16 protein-coding genes are annotated in these 17,122 nt (G+C 58.4%); 3 read left to right on the top strand and 13 right to left on the bottom strand.

From position 1 onward, the window contains the following. Positions 1-36: 36 nt before the first annotated feature. The 9 genes from VN622_07450 to VN622_07410 all read right to left on the bottom strand — a co-directional run bounded on the left by VN622_07450 (position 37) and on the right by VN622_07410 (position 8,227). Positions 37-402 carry a DUF192 domain-containing protein gene (locus VN622_07450; GenBank protein HWR35689.1) on the bottom strand — a complete coding sequence of 122 codons (366 nt, stop codon included), beginning with the start codon at positions 400-402 and terminating at the stop codon, positions 37-39. Between the two features lie 135 nt (positions 403-537). Continuing rightward, positions 538-1,443 carry a type II secretion system F family protein gene (locus VN622_07445; protein ID HWR35688.1) on the bottom strand — a complete coding sequence of 302 codons (906 nt, stop codon included), beginning with the start codon at positions 1,441-1,443 and terminating at the stop codon, positions 538-540. Between the two features lie 5 nt (positions 1,444-1,448). After that, positions 1,449-2,408 carry a type II secretion system F family protein gene (locus VN622_07440; protein ID HWR35687.1) on the bottom strand — a complete coding sequence of 320 codons (960 nt, stop codon included), beginning with the start codon at positions 2,406-2,408 and terminating at the stop codon, positions 1,449-1,451. Between the two features lie 17 nt (positions 2,409-2,425). Then, positions 2,426-3,769, bottom strand: a complete 1,344-nt coding sequence (locus VN622_07435) for a CpaF family protein (protein ID HWR35686.1) — start codon at positions 3,767-3,769, stop codon at positions 2,426-2,428. A 28-nt stretch (positions 3,770-3,797) separates the two neighbouring features. Then, entirely contained in the window at positions 3,798-5,018 is a 1,221-nt protein-coding gene (locus VN622_07430) for an AAA family ATPase (protein HWR35685.1), read from the bottom strand. 19 nt (positions 5,019-5,037) lie between these two features. After that, positions 5,038-6,483: a type II and III secretion system protein family protein gene (locus VN622_07425; protein ID HWR35684.1), complete on the bottom strand. Its 1,446-nt coding sequence runs from the start codon at positions 6,481-6,483 to the stop codon at positions 5,038-5,040. A 22-nt stretch (positions 6,484-6,505) separates the two neighbouring features. Further along, on the bottom strand, positions 6,506-7,327 hold the full coding sequence (gene cpaB, locus VN622_07420; protein HWR35683.1) for a Flp pilus assembly protein CpaB: 822 nt from the start codon (positions 7,325-7,327) through the stop codon (positions 6,506-6,508). 8 nt (positions 7,328-7,335) lie between these two features. After that, positions 7,336-7,857, bottom strand: coding sequence for a prepilin peptidase (locus VN622_07415; protein ID HWR35682.1), 522 nt, complete (start codon positions 7,855-7,857; stop codon positions 7,336-7,338). A gap of 169 nt (positions 7,858-8,026) precedes the next feature. Then, entirely contained in the window at positions 8,027-8,227 is a 201-nt protein-coding gene (locus tag VN622_07410) for a Flp family type IVb pilin (GenBank protein HWR35681.1), read from the bottom strand. Positions 8,228-8,817: 590 nt separating this feature from the next. On the opposite strand from VN622_07410, the gene VN622_07405 reads away from it, so the two are divergent. Then, the gene (locus VN622_07405; protein HWR35680.1) at positions 8,818-9,192 is read left to right on the top strand and encodes a hypothetical protein; all 375 of its coding nucleotides are present in this window, start codon (positions 8,818-8,820) and stop codon (positions 9,190-9,192) included. A gap of 139 nt (positions 9,193-9,331) precedes the next feature. Here VN622_07405 and VN622_07400 read toward each other — a convergent pair whose 3' ends face one another. Then, positions 9,332-10,258 carry a sugar ABC transporter substrate-binding protein gene (locus VN622_07400; protein HWR35679.1) on the bottom strand — a complete coding sequence of 309 codons (927 nt, stop codon included), beginning with the start codon at positions 10,256-10,258 and terminating at the stop codon, positions 9,332-9,334. 263 nt (positions 10,259-10,521) lie between these two features. Between VN622_07400 and VN622_07395 the strand changes: the two genes are divergently transcribed. Beyond that, entirely contained in the window at positions 10,522-12,216 is a 1,695-nt protein-coding gene (locus tag VN622_07395) for a PAS domain S-box protein (GenBank protein HWR35678.1), read from the top strand. Between the two features lie 8 nt (positions 12,217-12,224). Here the strand turns inward: VN622_07395 and VN622_07390 are convergent, their stop codons facing one another. From VN622_07390 to VN622_07380, 3 genes are all read right to left on the bottom strand, one after another. After that, entirely contained in the window at positions 12,225-13,694 is a 1,470-nt protein-coding gene (locus VN622_07390; GenBank protein ID HWR35677.1) for a nitronate monooxygenase, read from the bottom strand. Between the two features lie 155 nt (positions 13,695-13,849). Next, entirely contained in the window at positions 13,850-15,229 is a 1,380-nt protein-coding gene (locus tag VN622_07385; GenBank protein HWR35676.1) for an amidase, read from the bottom strand. A 77-nt stretch (positions 15,230-15,306) separates the two neighbouring features. After that, positions 15,307-15,888 carry a methyltransferase domain-containing protein gene (locus VN622_07380; GenBank protein ID HWR35675.1) on the bottom strand — a complete coding sequence of 194 codons (582 nt, stop codon included), beginning with the start codon at positions 15,886-15,888 and terminating at the stop codon, positions 15,307-15,309. 265 nt (positions 15,889-16,153) lie between these two features. Here VN622_07380 and VN622_07375 point away from each other — a divergent pair, with 265 nt between their 5' ends. After that, the gene (locus VN622_07375; protein ID HWR35674.1) at positions 16,154-16,963 is read left to right on the top strand and encodes a helix-turn-helix transcriptional regulator; all 810 of its coding nucleotides are present in this window, start codon (positions 16,154-16,156) and stop codon (positions 16,961-16,963) included. Positions 16,964-17,122: the final 159 nt, after the last annotated feature.

Here is a 17,122-nt window from a genome sequence, read left to right as displayed (position 1 = left end):
CGCGAAAAGCGAGCCCAACCTCAGCATCACGCCAAGCTAAAACTCAAGATTGAGTTGGTCGCCAACCGCTGTGCGCGTTTCCCGAATCGTGCCGGACGGCAACTCTACGACCCCTACGGCCCTCCACACAACCGAGGTAAGGCGGAACGGTCGAACGTTTTCCCGCAACGAGATCACATGATTGCTTCGATCAAGGAAGACGACATCGATGGGAAACGACATCCCAACGGTGTGGATGGCTTGTGAAGGAAAGATCAACAGTCCAGAACCGGGTTCGAGGGAGCGTCTCCCCAGCAACCCAATCATGCGCTTGAGACTGGTGTCAGCTACCTCGACCTGCTCGCCGAGGTAGCTGCCCCGTGTGAAGTTGTAGACGCGGATGATTCCGCCCTGTGTGGCCAAGTCACTCTCCGCGCCTGGTTAGCGGCTAAGGCGCTTCTTGCGGCGCTGCACGAGAATTACCAGAACGACGACGAACAGTACGCCCGCGACTAACCGAATGATTGTTGTGTTATCCAATGCTTTCCTCCGTGTGAGTTATTTGCCGAACGCTTCTGCAAAACTCTTGGTGATCGAAATAATGGCCGGCCCCAGCAGCACAATGAACATGCTGGGGAAGATGAACAGCACGAGCGGGAACACCAGTTTGACAGTGGTCCTGGCCGCCAGTTCTTCGGCCTTCTGGCGACGCTGCGTCCGCAGCGAATCGGCAAACGAGCCGAGCGACTTCGATAGTGGCGTGCCGAACCGTTCTGTCTGCACCAGCATGTTGACGAAAGAGCGGACGGTTTCCAGAGCCGTACGCTCCGCCATGTTACGCCATGCCTCTGCGCGAGGTTTGCCGGCGCGTTGCTCCAGGTTGATCAGCAGGAACTCTTCGCTCAACTCAGGGTGGCTGATGCGCAGTTCTTCTCCTACCCGAATCAGCGCCTGATCCATGCCGAGGCCCGCTTCCATGCAAATCACCAGCAGGTCCAGCGCATCGGGAAGCGCCAAACGGATTTTTTCCCGCCGGCTTGCAATTGCGCTAGTGAGCCAGAAATCGGGTCCAAAAAATCCCGCTGACGCGAGAATGAGAAACCAGAGAATCACGTCGCCCTGAATCACGAAGCCGGCAATCAGGCCGCCTGCAACAGGAGCCAGTAGTTTGACCGTGTAGAAGACGTCGATGTGCACGCGGCTGCGATATCCCGCAAGCGCGAGGCGGCGGCCAAGCTCCAGATCTTCCGCGAGGCCGATGGCCTTGCGAATCGGGGCGAGCAACTTCGCAACCGAGGAAAGCGCTTCGACGGCGATCTTCGGCTGCTCTTCAACGGTGGCTACTCCAACGCTGGTTACCTGTTTCAGTCGTGCCGATACGGGCGAGCGTGAAGTGACCAGGAACACCAGCAGCATCACGCCGAGGAAGAGCGTCACCGAGATGGCAATGATGAATCCGACCATAGAGGCTAGACCTTGATATCAACGATTTTGCGAATCACCCAAATACCGAATGCCATGAGCACCAGGCCTGCCCACACCAACTTTTGCCCCAAAGGATCTTCGAGCAAAATCCGCGCGTAGCCAGGGTTGATGAAGTTCAGCAACCCGAAGACGATGAAGGGAAGCAGCCCCAGGATCCAGCCCGTCAGCCGGCCTTGTGCAGTGTGAATTCTGAGCTGGCCGAGCAGGCGCATACGTTCGCGAAGCACAGCAGCCGTCTTGTCCAGCACTTCGGCGAGATTGCCGCCGGTCTCTTTCTGCACCAGGATGGCTGTAACCAGGAACTTGACGTCGTCGATCGGGACGCGCTTGGCGAGGTTCAGGAGCGCCTCGCGAAGTGGAAGGCCAAAGTTCTGCTCTTCAAACGCGCGGCGAAACTCCGTTCCAACGGGGTCGGAAATCTCTTTGGCGACCATCTCGATTGCCGCCGTTACGGCGTGTCCTGCACGCAGCGCTCGTGACATCAGGTCGATGGCTTCCGGCAGCAACGAGTTGAAGCGCCGCAGGCGTGCCCCGCGCTTCATGCGAAGCGTGAGATACGGTACGGAAGAAAGTACGAGACCAACGACTGCCCCCACGGGGAAGTTGTGCAGCCAGAGTCCCGCTATCCAACTGCCGGCCGCAAGCAGCAGCAAGGAGCCGAAGATTACGCGGCCCACCGTCCAGTTCGAGTTGGCCTGCTTGATCAGTTGCTGCAGCGATTCGGTAATCGCAAGACGGGAAAGAATCAGGTCCGCGAGAGGAAGGTCGCTGTAGCTTTCCCGTTTGAGAATGTCGTCCGAATCAATGCTGGCGTCCAGTGGGTTTCGGACAACATTGAGCAGGCGTTCCTGGAGCGCGACTTCGGATTTGCTCGGCCGCGTGACAAACCACACGGCTACGAACGTCAGAACCGAGATCACCAGGAATAGGATCACAATCAGCATTGCCCGGCCTTTCTGAACTACACCTCAACCGACATATCAAAAACGTTGGTCGGCAGCGTGATGCCTGAAGCCTTGATCTTTTCCGCGAACCTCGGCATAACTCCGCTCGAGTGGAAGCGGCCAACGACGCGGCCATTCAGGCCGACGCCGCGTTTTTCAAACAGGAAGATGTCCTGCATACTGACCACGTCGTGATCCATGCCGGCAATCTCTGTAACGTAGGTGACGCGCCTGCTGCCGTCGCTGAGGCGGGATATCTGGATGATGATGTCCACGGCCGAAGCGATCTGCTGCCGGATTGCCTTTTCCGGCAGGTTCAGGTTTGCCATCAGCGCCATGGTTTCCATGCGGGCAATGGCATCGCGCGGGCTGTTGGCGTGGATCGTTGTTATCGATCCATCGTGGCCGGTGTTCATGGCCTGAAGCATATCCAGCGCTTCTTCGCCGCGAACCTCGCCGACGATGATGCGGTCCGGACGCATACGAAGCGCGTTAATGACCAGTTCCCGCTGGCGCACCGCGCCTTTGCCTTCGACATTCGGCGCGCGGCACTCCAGTCGAACCACGTGCTTCTGTTTCATCTGCAATTCGGCAGAATCTTCGATGGTGACAATGCGTTCCCTCTCCGAGATGAATGCGGAGAGGACGTTCAGCAGCGTCGTTTTTCCAGCGCCGGTGCCGCCAGAGATGACGACGTTCAGCCTCGACTTGATCGCATTCTGCAGCACCTCAAGCATCTGCGGCGTCATAGTGCGATTGGTGAGCAGGTCTTCAGCTTCCAACGGAATCGCTCCAAAGCGGCGGATCGACAACAGCGGACCATCGACTGCCAATGGCGGGATGATTACGTTGACACGCGAGCCATCCGGCAGGCGGGCGTCGACCATGGGAGAAGACTCGTCCACGCGGCGTCCAACGGCGGAGACGATCTTCTCGATGACGTGCATGAGGTGGAGATCGTCTTTAAACGTGACTCCAGTCTCTTCCAGCATTCCGCCGCGTTCCACATAAACCAGCTTGTGGGTATTGACGAGAATGTCGTTGATCGTCGGGTCCTGTAACAGCGGCTCCAGCGGGCCGAGGCCGAAGACTTCGTCCAGGACTTCGCGGGAAAGACGCTCGCGTTCAACCGCGCTCAGAGGAGTTTCAAGCTGTGCAACGAGGTCCTGAATGACGTTCAGCACCTGGATGCGCGCCCTGTTCTCGTCCAGGTAGGCGAGTTTTTCCAGGTCGATCCGGCTCAGCAGATCTCTGTGCAGCGACGACTTGAGTTCCTGATAGGCCTTCGGTGTCAGTTCCGTTCCTACGCTCTGATCCGCCCGAACCGCCAGCCTGGTTGCGAATCCTAACCCAGTGCTCATTCCGTTCACCGCCCTTTCAAGATTGCTGTTAAATGCCAAACATCGCGGCGAACCGGCGTTTCGGCTCTTGAGCCACGTTCTGCGGCTTGGTGCCCAGCAGCGCCGCGGTCCAGTCGCGGAAGGTCGTTGCCAATTCGCTCTTTGTGTCGGGCGGGATTGGCGTTCCCATGTTGATGGCCTCAAGAATGTTTGCGTAGTCGTTCGGCACCACGAGCGCAACCTGCATGCGAACCGCTTTCTCGACCTGTTGCTGCGTGATGCTTGCCCGCTTCGAGTACCGGTTGACGACGATGCGAATCTTTTCCTCCGGACAGTTGTACTGCCTCAGGTGCTCGAGATACCGGCTGAGGTTTCGGATCGAGGGCAGTTCCGGCGTCGCAATCAGGTATACGGCGTCCGAGCGTTCGATAGCGCTTACGTTGAGAGCGCTCAATCCCGGAGCGCAGTCGATGAGGATAACGTCATAGATCTGCTTGAGAAACGCGAGGGTAGCTTCCAGTGCCGCCGGTGAAACCTGCGTCGTCGTCCCCATTGCGCTCGGAGAAGCGAGGACTTCAACTCCCGAGGCATGACGCACGATGAAGCCTTGCAGCAGGTCCGCATCCATTCGGTGAGTGTTGTGTACCAGTTCATAGAAATCGTACAGGTGCTCGCCCAGGCTCAGGTAAACGCAGATGTCGCCAAGATCAGTGTGGTGATCGATCAGCAGCGTTCTTGCGCCGGATTTCGCGGCGAAGGTCGCAAGATGGGTCGCAAGGGTCGTGACACCCGTACCGCCCTTGGCGCCGATGAAGGTGTACATCGCCGCTTTCTTCACCGCTTCCCGGCCACGCTTATTGTGGTCGACTTTGTTAAGAGCTTCGACAATGCGGTCGCGGTTTAGCGGCTTCAACAGGTATTCCGAACAACCGCTGTGCATGGCCGTAATGATGGCCTCGGGATTCGAATCCGCCGACAGGGCGAAGACGACGACACCGGGCAGCCGGCTTCGGATTTGCTCGGCTGTCGTCCCGCATCGTTCACGATTGCTATCGAAGTCGATGACGCAAATGTCTGGTTTGCGCTGGCGCAAGCTCTCCATGACGGCGCTGGCGTTCGACTTCTCGTGTGTTTGGGCGGAAACCTCTGCAATAAACTCGAAACCTTTCAGCGAGCTTACAACCTGTTTCAGCCCCGCAAGTATTTCCCTGTCGAGGCCGATCGTCACAATAGAAAGCGGTCGCGCAAGTGCAAAGCCTGGGCTACTCATTTCGGTTCCTCATACCTGATCATTCCGCGGGGGTCGTTGCCTTGTCAGACGGCTTCGCCACTCCGCGATCGAAATCTTTCGGGTTTAAGTTCTTCAGGGGAGCCGATGGGACCGCAACCGGCTCGTGAGTTCCGGTGAGCGGGTCAACGATCGTTGGTGTAACCAGAACCAGAAGTTCCGTGTTGCTCCGGGTTACCTGCTTGGAACGGAACAGGAGGCCGAGAATCGGCACATCGCCGATGCCTGGAACCTTGCTGAACAGTGCCGTGGTCCTCTGATCGAGCAGGCCGGCGATGCCGAACGTCTGGCCATCGCGCAACTCGATTTCCGTTTCAGCGCGCCGGGTTGAGAGTGCTGGAACCGTGAAGCCCGAGATGGTCACTGCGTTGGAGAAATCCAGTGCGCTGACTTCAGGAGCCACTTTCAGGCGAATGACGTTGTCATCGCCAACTGTGCCGGTGAAGTCCAGGCGGACGCCGAAGGGGCGGAACTGGATCGTCACCGCGGCGAAGTTGCCGCCGCCTCCTTGCACTACCGGGAAGGGGAACTCACCACCGGCGAGGAAGCGTGCTGGCTCGCCGCTGCGCGCCATCAGGTTCGGCTCGGCGAGAATTTGCAGAACATTTTTCTGCTGCAACGCCTTGATGGTCGCGCCGAGGTTCAGGTCGGGGCGGAACAAAAACACGTTCAGCAGATCGCTGACGGAAAGCGTGTTCGCCGGAACCTTGCCTTGTCCCGCCGTGCCCAGCATGGGCGGGCCGAATTGCTGGGTGGAGATGGTGCCCACCGTATTGGTGGCGCCTGTGCTCAGGATGTTGATGCCGAACGCATCTATCTTGTTGCGGTTCACTTCGGCGAAGCGAACCTTCAGCATGATCTGGCGGCCGCGAACCGGCGGCGCAACGTTCATCGAGTTCACAACATCCTTCGAGAACAGTCCCGCCATCTTGAGTGCTTCGTCAGCCGAGGCCTTCGTGCTCACGTCGCCGGAGAGAATGATCCTTCCCTGCTCAGGCTCCACCTGTAGCGTCTCGTTCGGAAACGCCTGCCGAAGCGAATCTCTGAGCCCGGAGACATCCACATCGGCGTAAACGTCCAGGATGCGAGCCTGTCCGTTCTCGTCCCATAGGACGAGGCTGCTGCTGCCGGGAGCCTTGGCGGAGACGACAACCTGCTTGGAATTCACGGTAAGTGCGTCCAGCACGGCTTGATTGCTGACCAGGACACGGCGCAACCGTGCCTGCGTATTAATGACGATGGAGCGTCCCACCTGTACGTGGAGCGACTGCGTCTCCGGTGCGGTCGTGGGCTGCGGATTGAGGTCAACCTGTGCGGCCGGCGCCTGAACGTCTCCAGTTTGGCCGCTCGGCTGCGCCTGCGCGAATGCTCCAGGCATTGCAACGCCGAACATGATGGCAACTGCGAGAATCCTTTGAACTACCGGCTTGGCGGTTTCCGTCATCATCACAAGTTTCCTTCGGCAGTGTTTAGTTTTCGAACTTGTCGACCGTGCGCTTGCCATTAACGATCGTCTCCACTTCATAGAACTTTGGCGGTTTCACTACCGCGGCCTTGACGAGTTTCTTGGGAGCTGCGGTGGCGGGCTTCTTGAAACCCGCTGTCAGGTCGTCAATACCGACCGTGCTGGTTTCGACGTTCACCTGGTCTGCGCCATTGCGGAGCACGAACTGCACGCTGCCTTGCGTGCTGGCCAGCACCAGTTTCTCGCCGTCGTTCGGCTTCACCAGCAGGGTGACGACGTTGACCGTTTCCGGCTTACCTTGCGGGTCGGGCTCAATCCGCTGCCCTGCGGTGAGGACTTCCACATTCTGAAGAACGGTCGAGGTGACCGGAGTGTTGGAGCCATCAGGACGGTATGTAACCAGAACATCGACATGGGAGCCGGGATAGAGGAAGCCGGCAACACCGAGAATCTCATTGGAGCGCAAGGACAGGGCTCTCATGCCTTCCGGGATTTTCACCGTCAGGCCTATGCCTGAACCCGGCAGCGCCAGGTCGCGAAGCAACAGTGGCTGGTTCGCATTCACGGGATAGATCAGCGACCGGCCGATTACTTCATCGGGCTTTGCGAACGAACCTTCGAGCTTCATATCGGCAGGCCAGTTCACCATCACGACGCCGTCCGCGCCGATCGGAGACCCTGCGGGCAAAGCCTTGGCCGCGGCAACAATCTGCGTGACCTTGTTTTGCGAGCGCTCGGCGCGCAACCGAGAATAGAAAAAATACGTGCTGCCCGCCGCGACAACGACGGCGAGCAACAGCGCCAGCCCAATACGTCGACTATCCATGCGTCACCTCAGGCGATGGTCGCCAGGAACGAATACAAAGCTCCAGCCGCGATCGCGGTGCCGTAAGGAAAACGCATCGCTTCCGGGTTGGAGAGGTTCAACGTCGGGTGGACTGCGGCTCCGGCGACAGCGTGGAACCGAATCAGGTCACCCATGTTCGAAAACATCTTTCGCAAGCGCCCGCGAAAGATGGCGTAACCGATGGCAATCACTCCACCGGCAATGGCCGTAGCAAGTACGGCCCGAAGCGAATTCTGCGGTCCGGCGAAACAGCCGATGGCAGTCATCAACTTGAGGTCGCCGCCGCCCATAACCCGGAGCAGGAAAAAGACCAGGAAAATTCCTCCGGCGATTAGCCCTCCCAGTAGCGCGGAAGCCAACCCCGACCAGCCTTGCATCACCGTATGCACGGCAATACCGGCAATCATGCCGGTGTACGTAAGCGCGTTAGGAATGCGGCGCGTACGTATATCTGCGAATGCCCCGGTAATACCAATTGCCAATGCCGAGGCCATGAACAAACTTTCCATTCGGTTCTTCCCCGGTAAGACAACTTTTGCCTGGGTGTCGTGCGTGCAGGTTCACCCCCGAACCTGCACACATGGACTTTTCAAGCACTACCGCTACACCAAAGAGCTGTATAGCCACGAAGCAAGCCTATGAAGCGTCCTCAATTAACGCTCTTGGCTTGTCTTTCCACTACGGAGTTGGAGGTTTCACAGCATTGTTCAGACTTGTGGAGATATCTTCAAACGCCTTGTTGATGCCGACGGCAAGCTTCGACATACCGGCAGTGGCGGCCAGCGCGATCAGGGCGGCGACGAGCGCGTACTCGATCAGATCCTGACCGGAGTCGTCCTGGTGGAGTGAGCGAAAAGTGTTCAAAAGCAAAGCCTTCATCTGAAAATGCTCCTTGCGGAAGAGATGGTGAATCGAAACCTAGGGGCCGAAAATCGATTCAGAGGCCTGGCGGGGGAAAACAGATCGAAGGCCTAAGTGGGGGACGAATGTTTATCAATTTAACCGAGTGACTAGGATTGTCAACGCGAAACACCATCAAGAGGGGGACACAATAGTAACTATCTCGCGTACCCTCTGACGGAAACTATTGGCTGGAATTTCTCTCCAAAATGTGCAGGCGATCTCCAAATCGCTGCCAATACCGAGCGACTGAGTTTCATCGTCTGTTGGGCCAGCCCGCTCCGTAGAGTTATCACAATTCACGTGTCACGCCGTCCGCGAAGCACGCTGCGTTGCCCTGCATGGCCGTCGACGATAGGGGTCCTTCGACTGCGCCCGGCGTCGCCGGGCTCCGCTCAGGAAGACAACTGGAAGCACAAGACGATTACCTTCGCGATGTTGAACTGTTAACTTCGCGATTACTTCCCGCGCCGTGCATTCGTTGTCGTCCAACATCCTGAAGCCTAAGCCGACGCCAAACCTGCCAGCCGCTCTGTCATCTGAAAGCCAGATGGTCAGGAGGCAAGCGAATGGCGCAGCAGGATTCCAAGGGCAGCGACGAGCGCTCCGTCAGCAACGCGGTAGGCACTAGCGAGGGAACGCCTCTCCGAACGGCCGAGCATGTATTCACCAACTCTCCGCACATGGTCGCCTTGTGCCTGACCGTGATTGGACTCATGAAGGTGTACGCCAAGCTGGCGCAGGTAAGCATGATTGCAGATGAGTTGCTTGCGGTGGCGGCGTCGGCATTCCTGGCGGCAACCGTTTGCTCATACTTTTCGCTGCGAGCGCACAAAGAGCGTCACCGGCATCTGGCAGAAAGGATTGCCGACATCACGTTCCTGGCTGCGCTGATCCTGACCGCGGCCATCACGATCATGATCACGGTGCAACTTGAGGGCTAGCAGCGCCAGTTCGCTCTGCGGCTAAACAGGCTGCTGAAAAAGCCCTACCCTTGAAGACATTGGCCCTCAGCGGCTAAAGCCTGCGTTCATTCAGTGCGACTTGCGGCACGCCTGAAGGCGTGCCCCTTCAGCAATGGGTTCAGCGAGCGGCGAGGACCGCGCGCGAACGAGTTTCCGTCAATCTCTCGATCGGAGGACAGGACGAGGGCAGTACCGTGGTACGTTCCGCCGGGTACGCGCCAGACTGGAGCGATTTCACCAACTGTTCGAGAGCTATGCTGGCCGTATTTGGGAGCGTGATCGAGGCGGTCAGCAGGCCCTTGCGAATCCACTCCTGTCCGGTGTCGGGACAAGCGTCGCAGCCAGTGAAAGGAAGGCTGCAGAAATGCTCGCGCTCTTCGCCGCTGGTGTTCTCCTCAAACGCCTTGCGCGCGCCGATCGCCATGTCGTCGTTCTGGGAACAGATCAGGCCAATCGGTGTCTGGTGCGAGGTCGCCACGCGTAGCCAGGAGGCGACTGCTTCGTATCCGCTCTCGTCCGTCCACTTGCCGCGCAACGTCCTTACCTGCACATTCGCCGGCTTGCCTGCCGTCATTCCCGCCGCGCGAGCCTGAACGACTGGATTGGTCGCCGGCCCCTGGATATAGAGCACCATTCCACCCTTCGGCATCAGCGCCGCAAACTGGCGAGCCTGAATCCTCCCAATTTCTTCCTGGTCGATGGCGACCTGACAAACGGGAGCCTTGGCGGTTCTCCGAAGCTCCGTGATGTAATCGGCGTTCCGGTTAAGGAGGCCCCATCCGATACCGGCGCCAGCGGCGGCATACGCTACCTGCCTTAACTCCGTGCCGACCGGACAACAGACGATTGCGTCCGGGCGAGCGTCCGGCGCTGACTGGACGGCGTGCAGCAATTGCTGACTTTGGTTGATGGAATCGTTGCCGGCATAAATGATTTGCACGTCAACACCCAAACGAAGACCGGCCGCTTGTGCCGAGGCTGCCTGTTCCCGCTGGTAGCCGTTATCCTTCGTCATCAAAGAGACAAGGACCCTGATTTTTCCCATAGATGAGACCGCCGAAAATACTAGCAAAGTCTCAGCGCGATGTAGGTGACGTGCTCCTTGAAAAAGGGTAAATGGAATCGAATGGGGAAACTCGTTGGTACAGCTACTAACGATACCCCTTGGCCGCAGTTGTTGCTTGACGTATCGTACTGTGAACGGAAGTAGGCTGGCCTCTGGCCGGCTACTCTGCATCCAAGAACGTGGCAAGCTGTTGCCCGCCGCCAGCAGGCGATTTCAACAAGCAGATGGGATGGAAGGAGCCGATGGAGCCACACTCCCCCAAGCGCGCCATCAACAAAGACAAGACTGCCGAAACTGCGAACAAGGCAAGGCAGCACGAAGCACTCGCCCGTTTGAGCCATCATGCCTTGCAGAACAGCAACCTTGCTTCAGTGCTGGATGATGCCGTCAGCCTGGTAGCGGAAACCTTGCAGGTACCCTTCTGCGACGTGCTGGAGAAAATCCCGGGCGAGCCGGAGTTTCTGCTGCGAGCCGGTTTCGGGTGGCGAGACGGATATGTTGGGTCGGCGAAGGTGAGCGCCGGGCGCGAGTCGCAGGCCGGCTACACGTTCCAGACAGGTTTCGAAGCCATTGTCGATGAGGCGCACGAAGGCTCTACTTTCACCCCGTCCCAACTTCTCCTGGAGCATGGCGTGGTAAGCGGGATTACGGTGCTGGTGCCGGGGCGCGAACGTCCTTACAGCGTGCTGGGAGCACACACCGCAACCAGCCGCACCTTCACGCAGGAGGACATCAACTTTCTCCAGGCAGTTGCGAACGTGCTGGCCAATGCGGTGCAGCACGCACGCAATGAAGAAGTGATTCGCCAAAGGGAATCGTACTTCCGCGGACTTCTGGAATTCGCGCCCGACGGCATCGCAATCGTCGATGCCGAGGGCAAGATCCGGCTGGTGAATAGAGAACTCGAGCGGCAGTTTGGCTACTCGCGGGAAGAGCTGGTCGGCCAGGGGATCGAAGTCCTGGTACCCGCCCAATATCGATCCTTGCATTCGGCACAGCGTAATGATTTCGCCAAGGAGCGGCGCGCCCGACCTATGGGCATCGGCATGGAACTCGTGGGACGCCGCAAAGATGGCTCCGAGTTCCCGGTCGAGATCAGCCTGAGCCCTATGCAGACGCCGGAGGGCATGGTAGTAACCGCGGCAGTTCGTGACGTGACCGAGCGGAAGCAGGCGGAAGCACAGATCAAGAAACTGAATTCGCAGCTTGAGGAAGCCTTGCGGCGGTCGGACAGGCTGGCAACCACAGGACGCATGGCGGCCAGTATCGCCCACGAAATCAACAATCCGTTGGAATCACTCACAGGCGCTATGTTCCTGCTGGACACCGAAGCTCTGACGCCAAGACAGAGAGAGCTTGTCAGCATTGCGCAGCAGGAGTTGAACAGGCTCACATATGTAACACGCCAGACTTTGGCGCCGCATCGGGAGCCCGCGTCCCCCGTGACAGTTAACGTTTCCGAACTGCTCGATGCGGCGTGCGCGAGCTTCTCTCATCAACTGGACAAGCTGCGGATCAAGGTTGTGCGGGAGTACGACCGCGAGGCTCATGTCAGCGTCTATCCAGGCGAGTTGCGGCAGGTATTTACGAACCTGATATCAAATGCAATCGACGCGATGTCCGCCGGCGGACGGCTGGACCTGCAGGTACACAAGCTGGGAACGGCTGTGCAGATCAGAGTTGGCGATACGGGACATGGCATCGCGGCCGATTCCATGCCCAACATATTTCAGCCGTTCTTTACGACCAAGGGCGAAAACGGTCTCGGCGTGGGACTCTGGATTTCTCGCAAAATCATCGAGAAGCTTGGCGGAAATATCGAAGTGACGAGCCTGACTTCTGGCGACAAGAAAGGAACCTGGTTCACGATAACGCTGACCGCCGGCGGACGAGAAACGCAATCCGACGCGACGGCCCGGGAACATCAGATCGGCTGAAAGTTCGGCTAGTCGTCCGCGCAACTCGTCAGGGCTGTTGCAGCCAGGAAATCGGCTTCGCCCTTCATCAGCATCGAGAGAACACGCTCGGCAGTGTACGGAGAACCATCCGCGGGCAGGAATCGGCCGACTTCGGACAGATCGTCTCCCGTCGTAATCAGGCCAACCTCCAGGTGTTTGCCGGCCCTGATCTGCGGCTGCCCGATGTTCGCCAGCAGCGAATTGCAGAGACACTTTCGTCCTTCGGTATTCTCGGCTTTGCCTCCCTTGGCGAGGTAAACCGTGACGGGTTCGGCAGCGCAGCGGTATCCGATGCTCCCCTCTGGAGTTCTGTAAGGTTCGCGCAGGTAGCCTAAATCGCAGACGCGATGCCGCGCGTCATAGACCTCTTGCTCGGAGAGGGTAGCTTCCAACTTTGCCGACTTGAACGGGAAGCCCGTTGGAGAGGCCACCGGATCGGTGAAGACACGCGCCTTTCCGGCGACGGCCTTTTGCACCAGCGCCTGCTTGTAATCTTCCCTCAACCCGGACTCCGCACAGAAGGCGAATGCGGTCCCAACCTGCACGCCAGCCGCACCTGCCAGGAGAGCTTGCTCCACCTTTTCCGGCGAACCGTAGCCACCGGCAAGCCAGAAAGGTACCTCCAGCTCGCGGATCTTCGCCAAATCGACGATGTCGCGCTCGCCGTAAATGGCTTCGCCAGCTTCGTTGAGCTGAAGCTTGCCGCGAGGCGGCGCGTTATGTCCGCCAGCAGTGGGGCCTTCAATAATAAATCCGTCCACCCTGCCGTTAGCTTTCTTCAACATGGTTACGGCAAGCACGTTGGAAGCAATGATGGCGAGAAACTTTGGACGCTGGAGCGGCGGAAGATCGTGCTCCATGAAATCTCGTGGCACGAATGACATGATGGTGTCATCGCCATCCTGCGCCCCGGCGACGACGAGCGGGTAGGTCGCTGGCTCGTGGTTGACGAATGCATCGAGCACGCCGGGAATTTTGAGCGGGATGCCAGCGCCCATCAACACGTATCCGACGCCGGCAAGCATCGCGCCGTAGATGGATGCCAGGTGCGGCATCTGTACCTTTTCCAGGTAGTTGATGCCCACCGGATTGTCGTGACCATCGCGGGCAAGAAAGACCTCTACGAAGTTGGAGACGATCAGAAGCTCATCGAGCAGGCGAGGATTTTCCTTCGCGTGCATCGGCAATACTTTGTAAGAGGTTCGTTCGGACTTGCCGCCGGCAATGTAGTACGCCGCCCAGACGCGCTCCGCCATTTCAGGAAAAGGAAAGTGGTCAAGCGCATGGCGCATGTGGCCGCCGGGATCACCATCCTGGAGCCGTCTCGCTAGAATCTGATCTAGAGCAACTCCAGAAACAACTCCAAGCTGCCCAAACGCTGACACTGCCCGGGCAAGGCGCCAGCTCGACACGCCCGCACCCATACCGCCCTGAATGATGACCGGAAAATTACTCATACTACTTGTATTGTTTCAGGGGTGGGCCGAGGCAATTGTCAGAGTTTTGTAACAAGACACTCTCTGACAACTGGCGCCAAGGTGGCGGGACATGACGTAGGCAGCAATTTCTACGAGCCGGGGCTGTCTTCGACTGCCCAGATAGGCTTCTCGCTTCAGGCCAGGGCTGCTTCCACCGCTTTCGCGAAACTCAACACTGTAGCTTCTTGCCAGGCTGCTCCGGTGATCTGCAAGCCAATGGGCAGGCCCTCCGCCGTTTCTCCACATGAAATGGAAATAGTGGGTAGCCCAAGCACATTGAAGGGACGCGTGTTGCGCAGCATCAGGAGTTCCCGCTGACGCAACTGGCCGGGCTCGCTCTGAAGTTCGGCAATTGTGGGCGGAGGAACCGCAGCCGTGGGTGTGACGATCACATCCACTTCGCGAAAGAGATCGGCGACTGCGGCGCGAAGGCTGCGCAGCTCGCGGAGGGCCTGGTCGTATTCGTCAACCGTGTAGCGCGCTCCGGATTGGATTCGACGCAGTGTCTCGGGTTGGTACCTCTCCGGAGATTGTGCGGCCCACTCGCGGTGGTACAGATAAGCCTCGTAGCTTTGCACCGTGCGGTCGTTCGAAACCGGGACCACTACTTCGCGCAACTCGGCGATGGGCGCGATAGCACGAAAGGCGCGATCGACGGCGCTGGCTATCTCCGGATGAATACCATCGAAGAAGAACTGGCGTGCCACGCCGACGCGCAAGCGGCCGGTGATCGCGCCGACACTGGCGAACTCAAAAGCCGGCACATCTGCCGAGGCCTTGTCGAGCGGATCGTATCCTGCAATCGCTTCGAGCAGCAGCGCGGCATCTTCGACCGTGCGAGCCATGGGACCAACGTGATCGTACGACCATGAGAGAGGAACTACGCCGTGCGCGCTTACGCGGCCATATGTCGGCTTGAGGCCGACGACGCCACAATAGGCGGCAGGCAGACGTATGGAGCCGGCCGTGTCGGTTCCGATCGCTCCGAAACACATCTTCGCGGCGAGCGCTGCGGCGGACCCGGAAGACGAGCCCCCGGCGATGTAACCTGGTTTGCGCGGATTCTGCACGACGCCGAAGTTGCCGATTACCGAACTGCATCCATAAGCGAACTCGTGCAGGTTGGTTTTACCAAGGAGCACCGCTCCTGCCTGCTTCAGCTTGCGCACTACGGTCGCGTCTTCGGCAGGGACACGTTCTACGAACAGTTCGCTGGCAGCAGTGGTTCGCACCCCAGCGGTGTCGAGCAGGTCCTTCAGCGCGAGAGGGATTCCATGCAGGCGGCCGCGATACTGGCCGTGGCGTATCTCGCTCTCTGCGATCCGCGCCGCCGCTAACGCACTCTCGGCGGTGATGGTTATGAAGGCGCGTACGTCAGCATTCGCGCCCTGAATACGGTCCAGGCACGCTTGCGCGAGTTCTACGGGAGATACAGCCTGGCTGCGCACGAGTTCGGCGGCACACGAAAGCGTGAGGTCTGCTAACGAGCTGACAGTGTTGGGATGAGTATTCAATGGCGCTGCTTCCGCAGACAGTTTAACGGAAGGTTCGCGCCGAAGTAACCGCGCGGCTCGCTACCACGGGTACGGCGCTACCGGGGACAATGGAAGAGCTGTGCAGGGAGGATGTTCAAAGGTTCGAACTCCTCCGTGACAACATCGAACGTATCTTGCAAATATGGCAGCACGGCTCGCGTGAACTGATAAACAAGGAACGCGCCGCCGGGCGCGAGCGCTTCGCGAGTTTCCCGCATGACCTGCTCGCGAAGGTGCTCTGGCAACGTGGTGTACGGGATTCCCGAGATAATGTAATCGGCGGCCTCCAGCCCCTGCGATGCAAGCGCCTGGCGCACGTCAACGGCGGAACCGTGTACGATCCGCAGGCGAGGATCGCGCATGGATTGCCGCAGAAATCCGACGAAGTCTTCATTCATCTCAATGACGATCAGTACCGCATCGCCACGCATGCGTTGCAGAACTTCCCTGGAAATCGTTCCAACGCCGGGGCCGTACTCCACGATGACGCAGGCGCGTTGCCAATCCACTTTTCCGAGAAGGCGATCGATTAAGTATTTCGAACTCGGAATGAAGGACCCGATCATCTTGGGATGCTTGATGAAGTTCTGCGCGAACAGCAGTGCCTGGCGCGATCTTGAACGTGATGTGTTGAGCAAGGCTTTCGCTTTCCTTTCGGTTCCGAGCGTACTCTGCGCACAATATGAGATGCCTGAGGGCAACATAGCGCGCTGGCACTATACAGCACAAACTGAGCCCTGGGCAGTTTAGTCTTTTCACACCCACTGTGTGTGACGCATGTCATATATTGTTTCGCGCGACATTGGTAGAGATAATCCTGCAGACTGTGGCCCTTTCCGTACTAACAAGCGGTTCGCAGGTTAGCTGCCCTCCAAATCCATCGCAAAAACGAGAGGGGCGAAGTTGATCACCGCAGGACAACAGCTTCGCAATCTTCGAGAACGACTGGGCTTTACGATCCGGGATGTGGAAGCCGCCAGCCTGAAAATCGCGGCTCTGCACAAGCTTGATGAATTCGGCATTCCGCTCAGCCGGTTGTCAGACATCGAGACGAAGGGCATCGTCCCCAGCATCTACAGGCTCTACTCCCTTAGCATCATTTATCGCTGCGATTTGCGCGAACTGCTGTGCTGGTATGGCGTTGACGTAAACGCTACGGCTGCGGATCTGGGTGTCTCCGAACCTCCACGTTCGCACAAGGTAAATACGTTACAGAGTGCGACGATCGTGCAAATGCCGACGTCGTTGGACCCCGGGTTCGATCAGCGGCGAACCGCGAACCTTGGCCGCATGATCGAACAATGGGGCATGGTGCCAGTGCAGTACCTGTCGCAGCTCTCCGAAAACGACCGCTACAGCTATGGATACATCGGCAGCGAGGACTTTACGATGTATCCGCTGCTGCTGCCCGGCTGCTTTGTGCAGATCGATGAGACGAAGAACAAAGTACAGGAGGGCGTATGGCGTTCCGAATACGAGCGGCCCATCTACTTTGTTGAGACTCGCGAAAGATTTATATGCTGCTGGTGCGGTCTTGCAGGCGACAAGCTGATATTGCAGCCGCATCCGTTATCACCCGAGTCGGTCCGAACCTTGAAGCAACCTCAAGAGGCCGAAGTAATCGGGCAAGTGGTGGGAATTGCTATGCGGTTGGGCGAGTGTTTTTCGCCCGCGCACGCTCCAGTGCGGACAATGCGAGAACTGCCGACTTAAGGTGAGCCTTGGCAGCTCTGGAGGATTCGCAAGGCAGCAAGAGCTTCATATCGTGCGGAAGTTCCTGGGCAAAATCGGCGGACCTTAACTCCCGGAATAATTCTCTTAGCGGCGTGCGTAGTACGTGCAGCAAAGCATGCTGGTGGGCTTGTAACGCGG

Source organism: Clostridia bacterium, from assembly GCA_035561135.1.
Lineage (GTDB): Bacteria > Acidobacteriota > Terriglobia > Terriglobales > Acidobacteriaceae > DATMYA01.
The sequence above is the reverse complement of the archived record's forward strand: the minus strand, read 5'-3'. Positions and strand labels throughout refer to the sequence as shown.

Bases quoted from the DNA above. Each gene is read 5' to 3' on its own strand.
- VN622_07445 (HWR35688.1), bottom strand. From the start codon at position 1,443: ATGGTCGGATTCATCATTGCCATCTCGGTGACGCTCTTCCTCGGCGTG.
- VN622_07440 (HWR35687.1), bottom strand. From the start codon at position 2,408: ATGCTGATTGTGATCCTATTCCTGGTGATCTCGGTTCTGACGTTCGTA.
- VN622_07435 (HWR35686.1), bottom strand. From the start codon at position 3,769: ATGAGCACTGGGTTAGGATTCGCAACCAGGCTGGCGGTTCGGGCGGAT.
- VN622_07430 (HWR35685.1), bottom strand. From the start codon at position 5,018: ATGAGTAGCCCAGGCTTTGCACTTGCGCGACCGCTTTCTATTGTGACG.
- VN622_07425 (HWR35684.1), bottom strand. From the start codon at position 6,483: ATGATGACGGAAACCGCCAAGCCGGTAGTTCAAAGGATTCTCGCAGTT.
- cpaB (HWR35683.1), bottom strand. From the start codon at position 7,327: ATGGATAGTCGACGTATTGGGCTGGCGCTGTTGCTCGCCGTCGTTGTC.
- VN622_07415 (HWR35682.1), bottom strand. From the start codon at position 7,857: ATGGAAAGTTTGTTCATGGCCTCGGCATTGGCAATTGGTATTACCGGG.
- VN622_07410 (HWR35681.1), bottom strand. From the start codon at position 8,227: ATGAAGGCTTTGCTTTTGAACACTTTTCGCTCACTCCACCAGGACGAC.
- VN622_07405 (HWR35680.1), top strand. From the start codon at position 8,818: ATGGCGCAGCAGGATTCCAAGGGCAGCGACGAGCGCTCCGTCAGCAAC.
- VN622_07400 (HWR35679.1), bottom strand. From the start codon at position 10,258: ATGGGAAAAATCAGGGTCCTTGTCTCTTTGATGACGAAGGATAACGGC.
- VN622_07395 (HWR35678.1), top strand. From the start codon at position 10,522: ATGGAGCCACACTCCCCCAAGCGCGCCATCAACAAAGACAAGACTGCC.
- VN622_07390 (HWR35677.1), bottom strand. From the start codon at position 13,694: ATGAGTAATTTTCCGGTCATCATTCAGGGCGGTATGGGTGCGGGCGTG.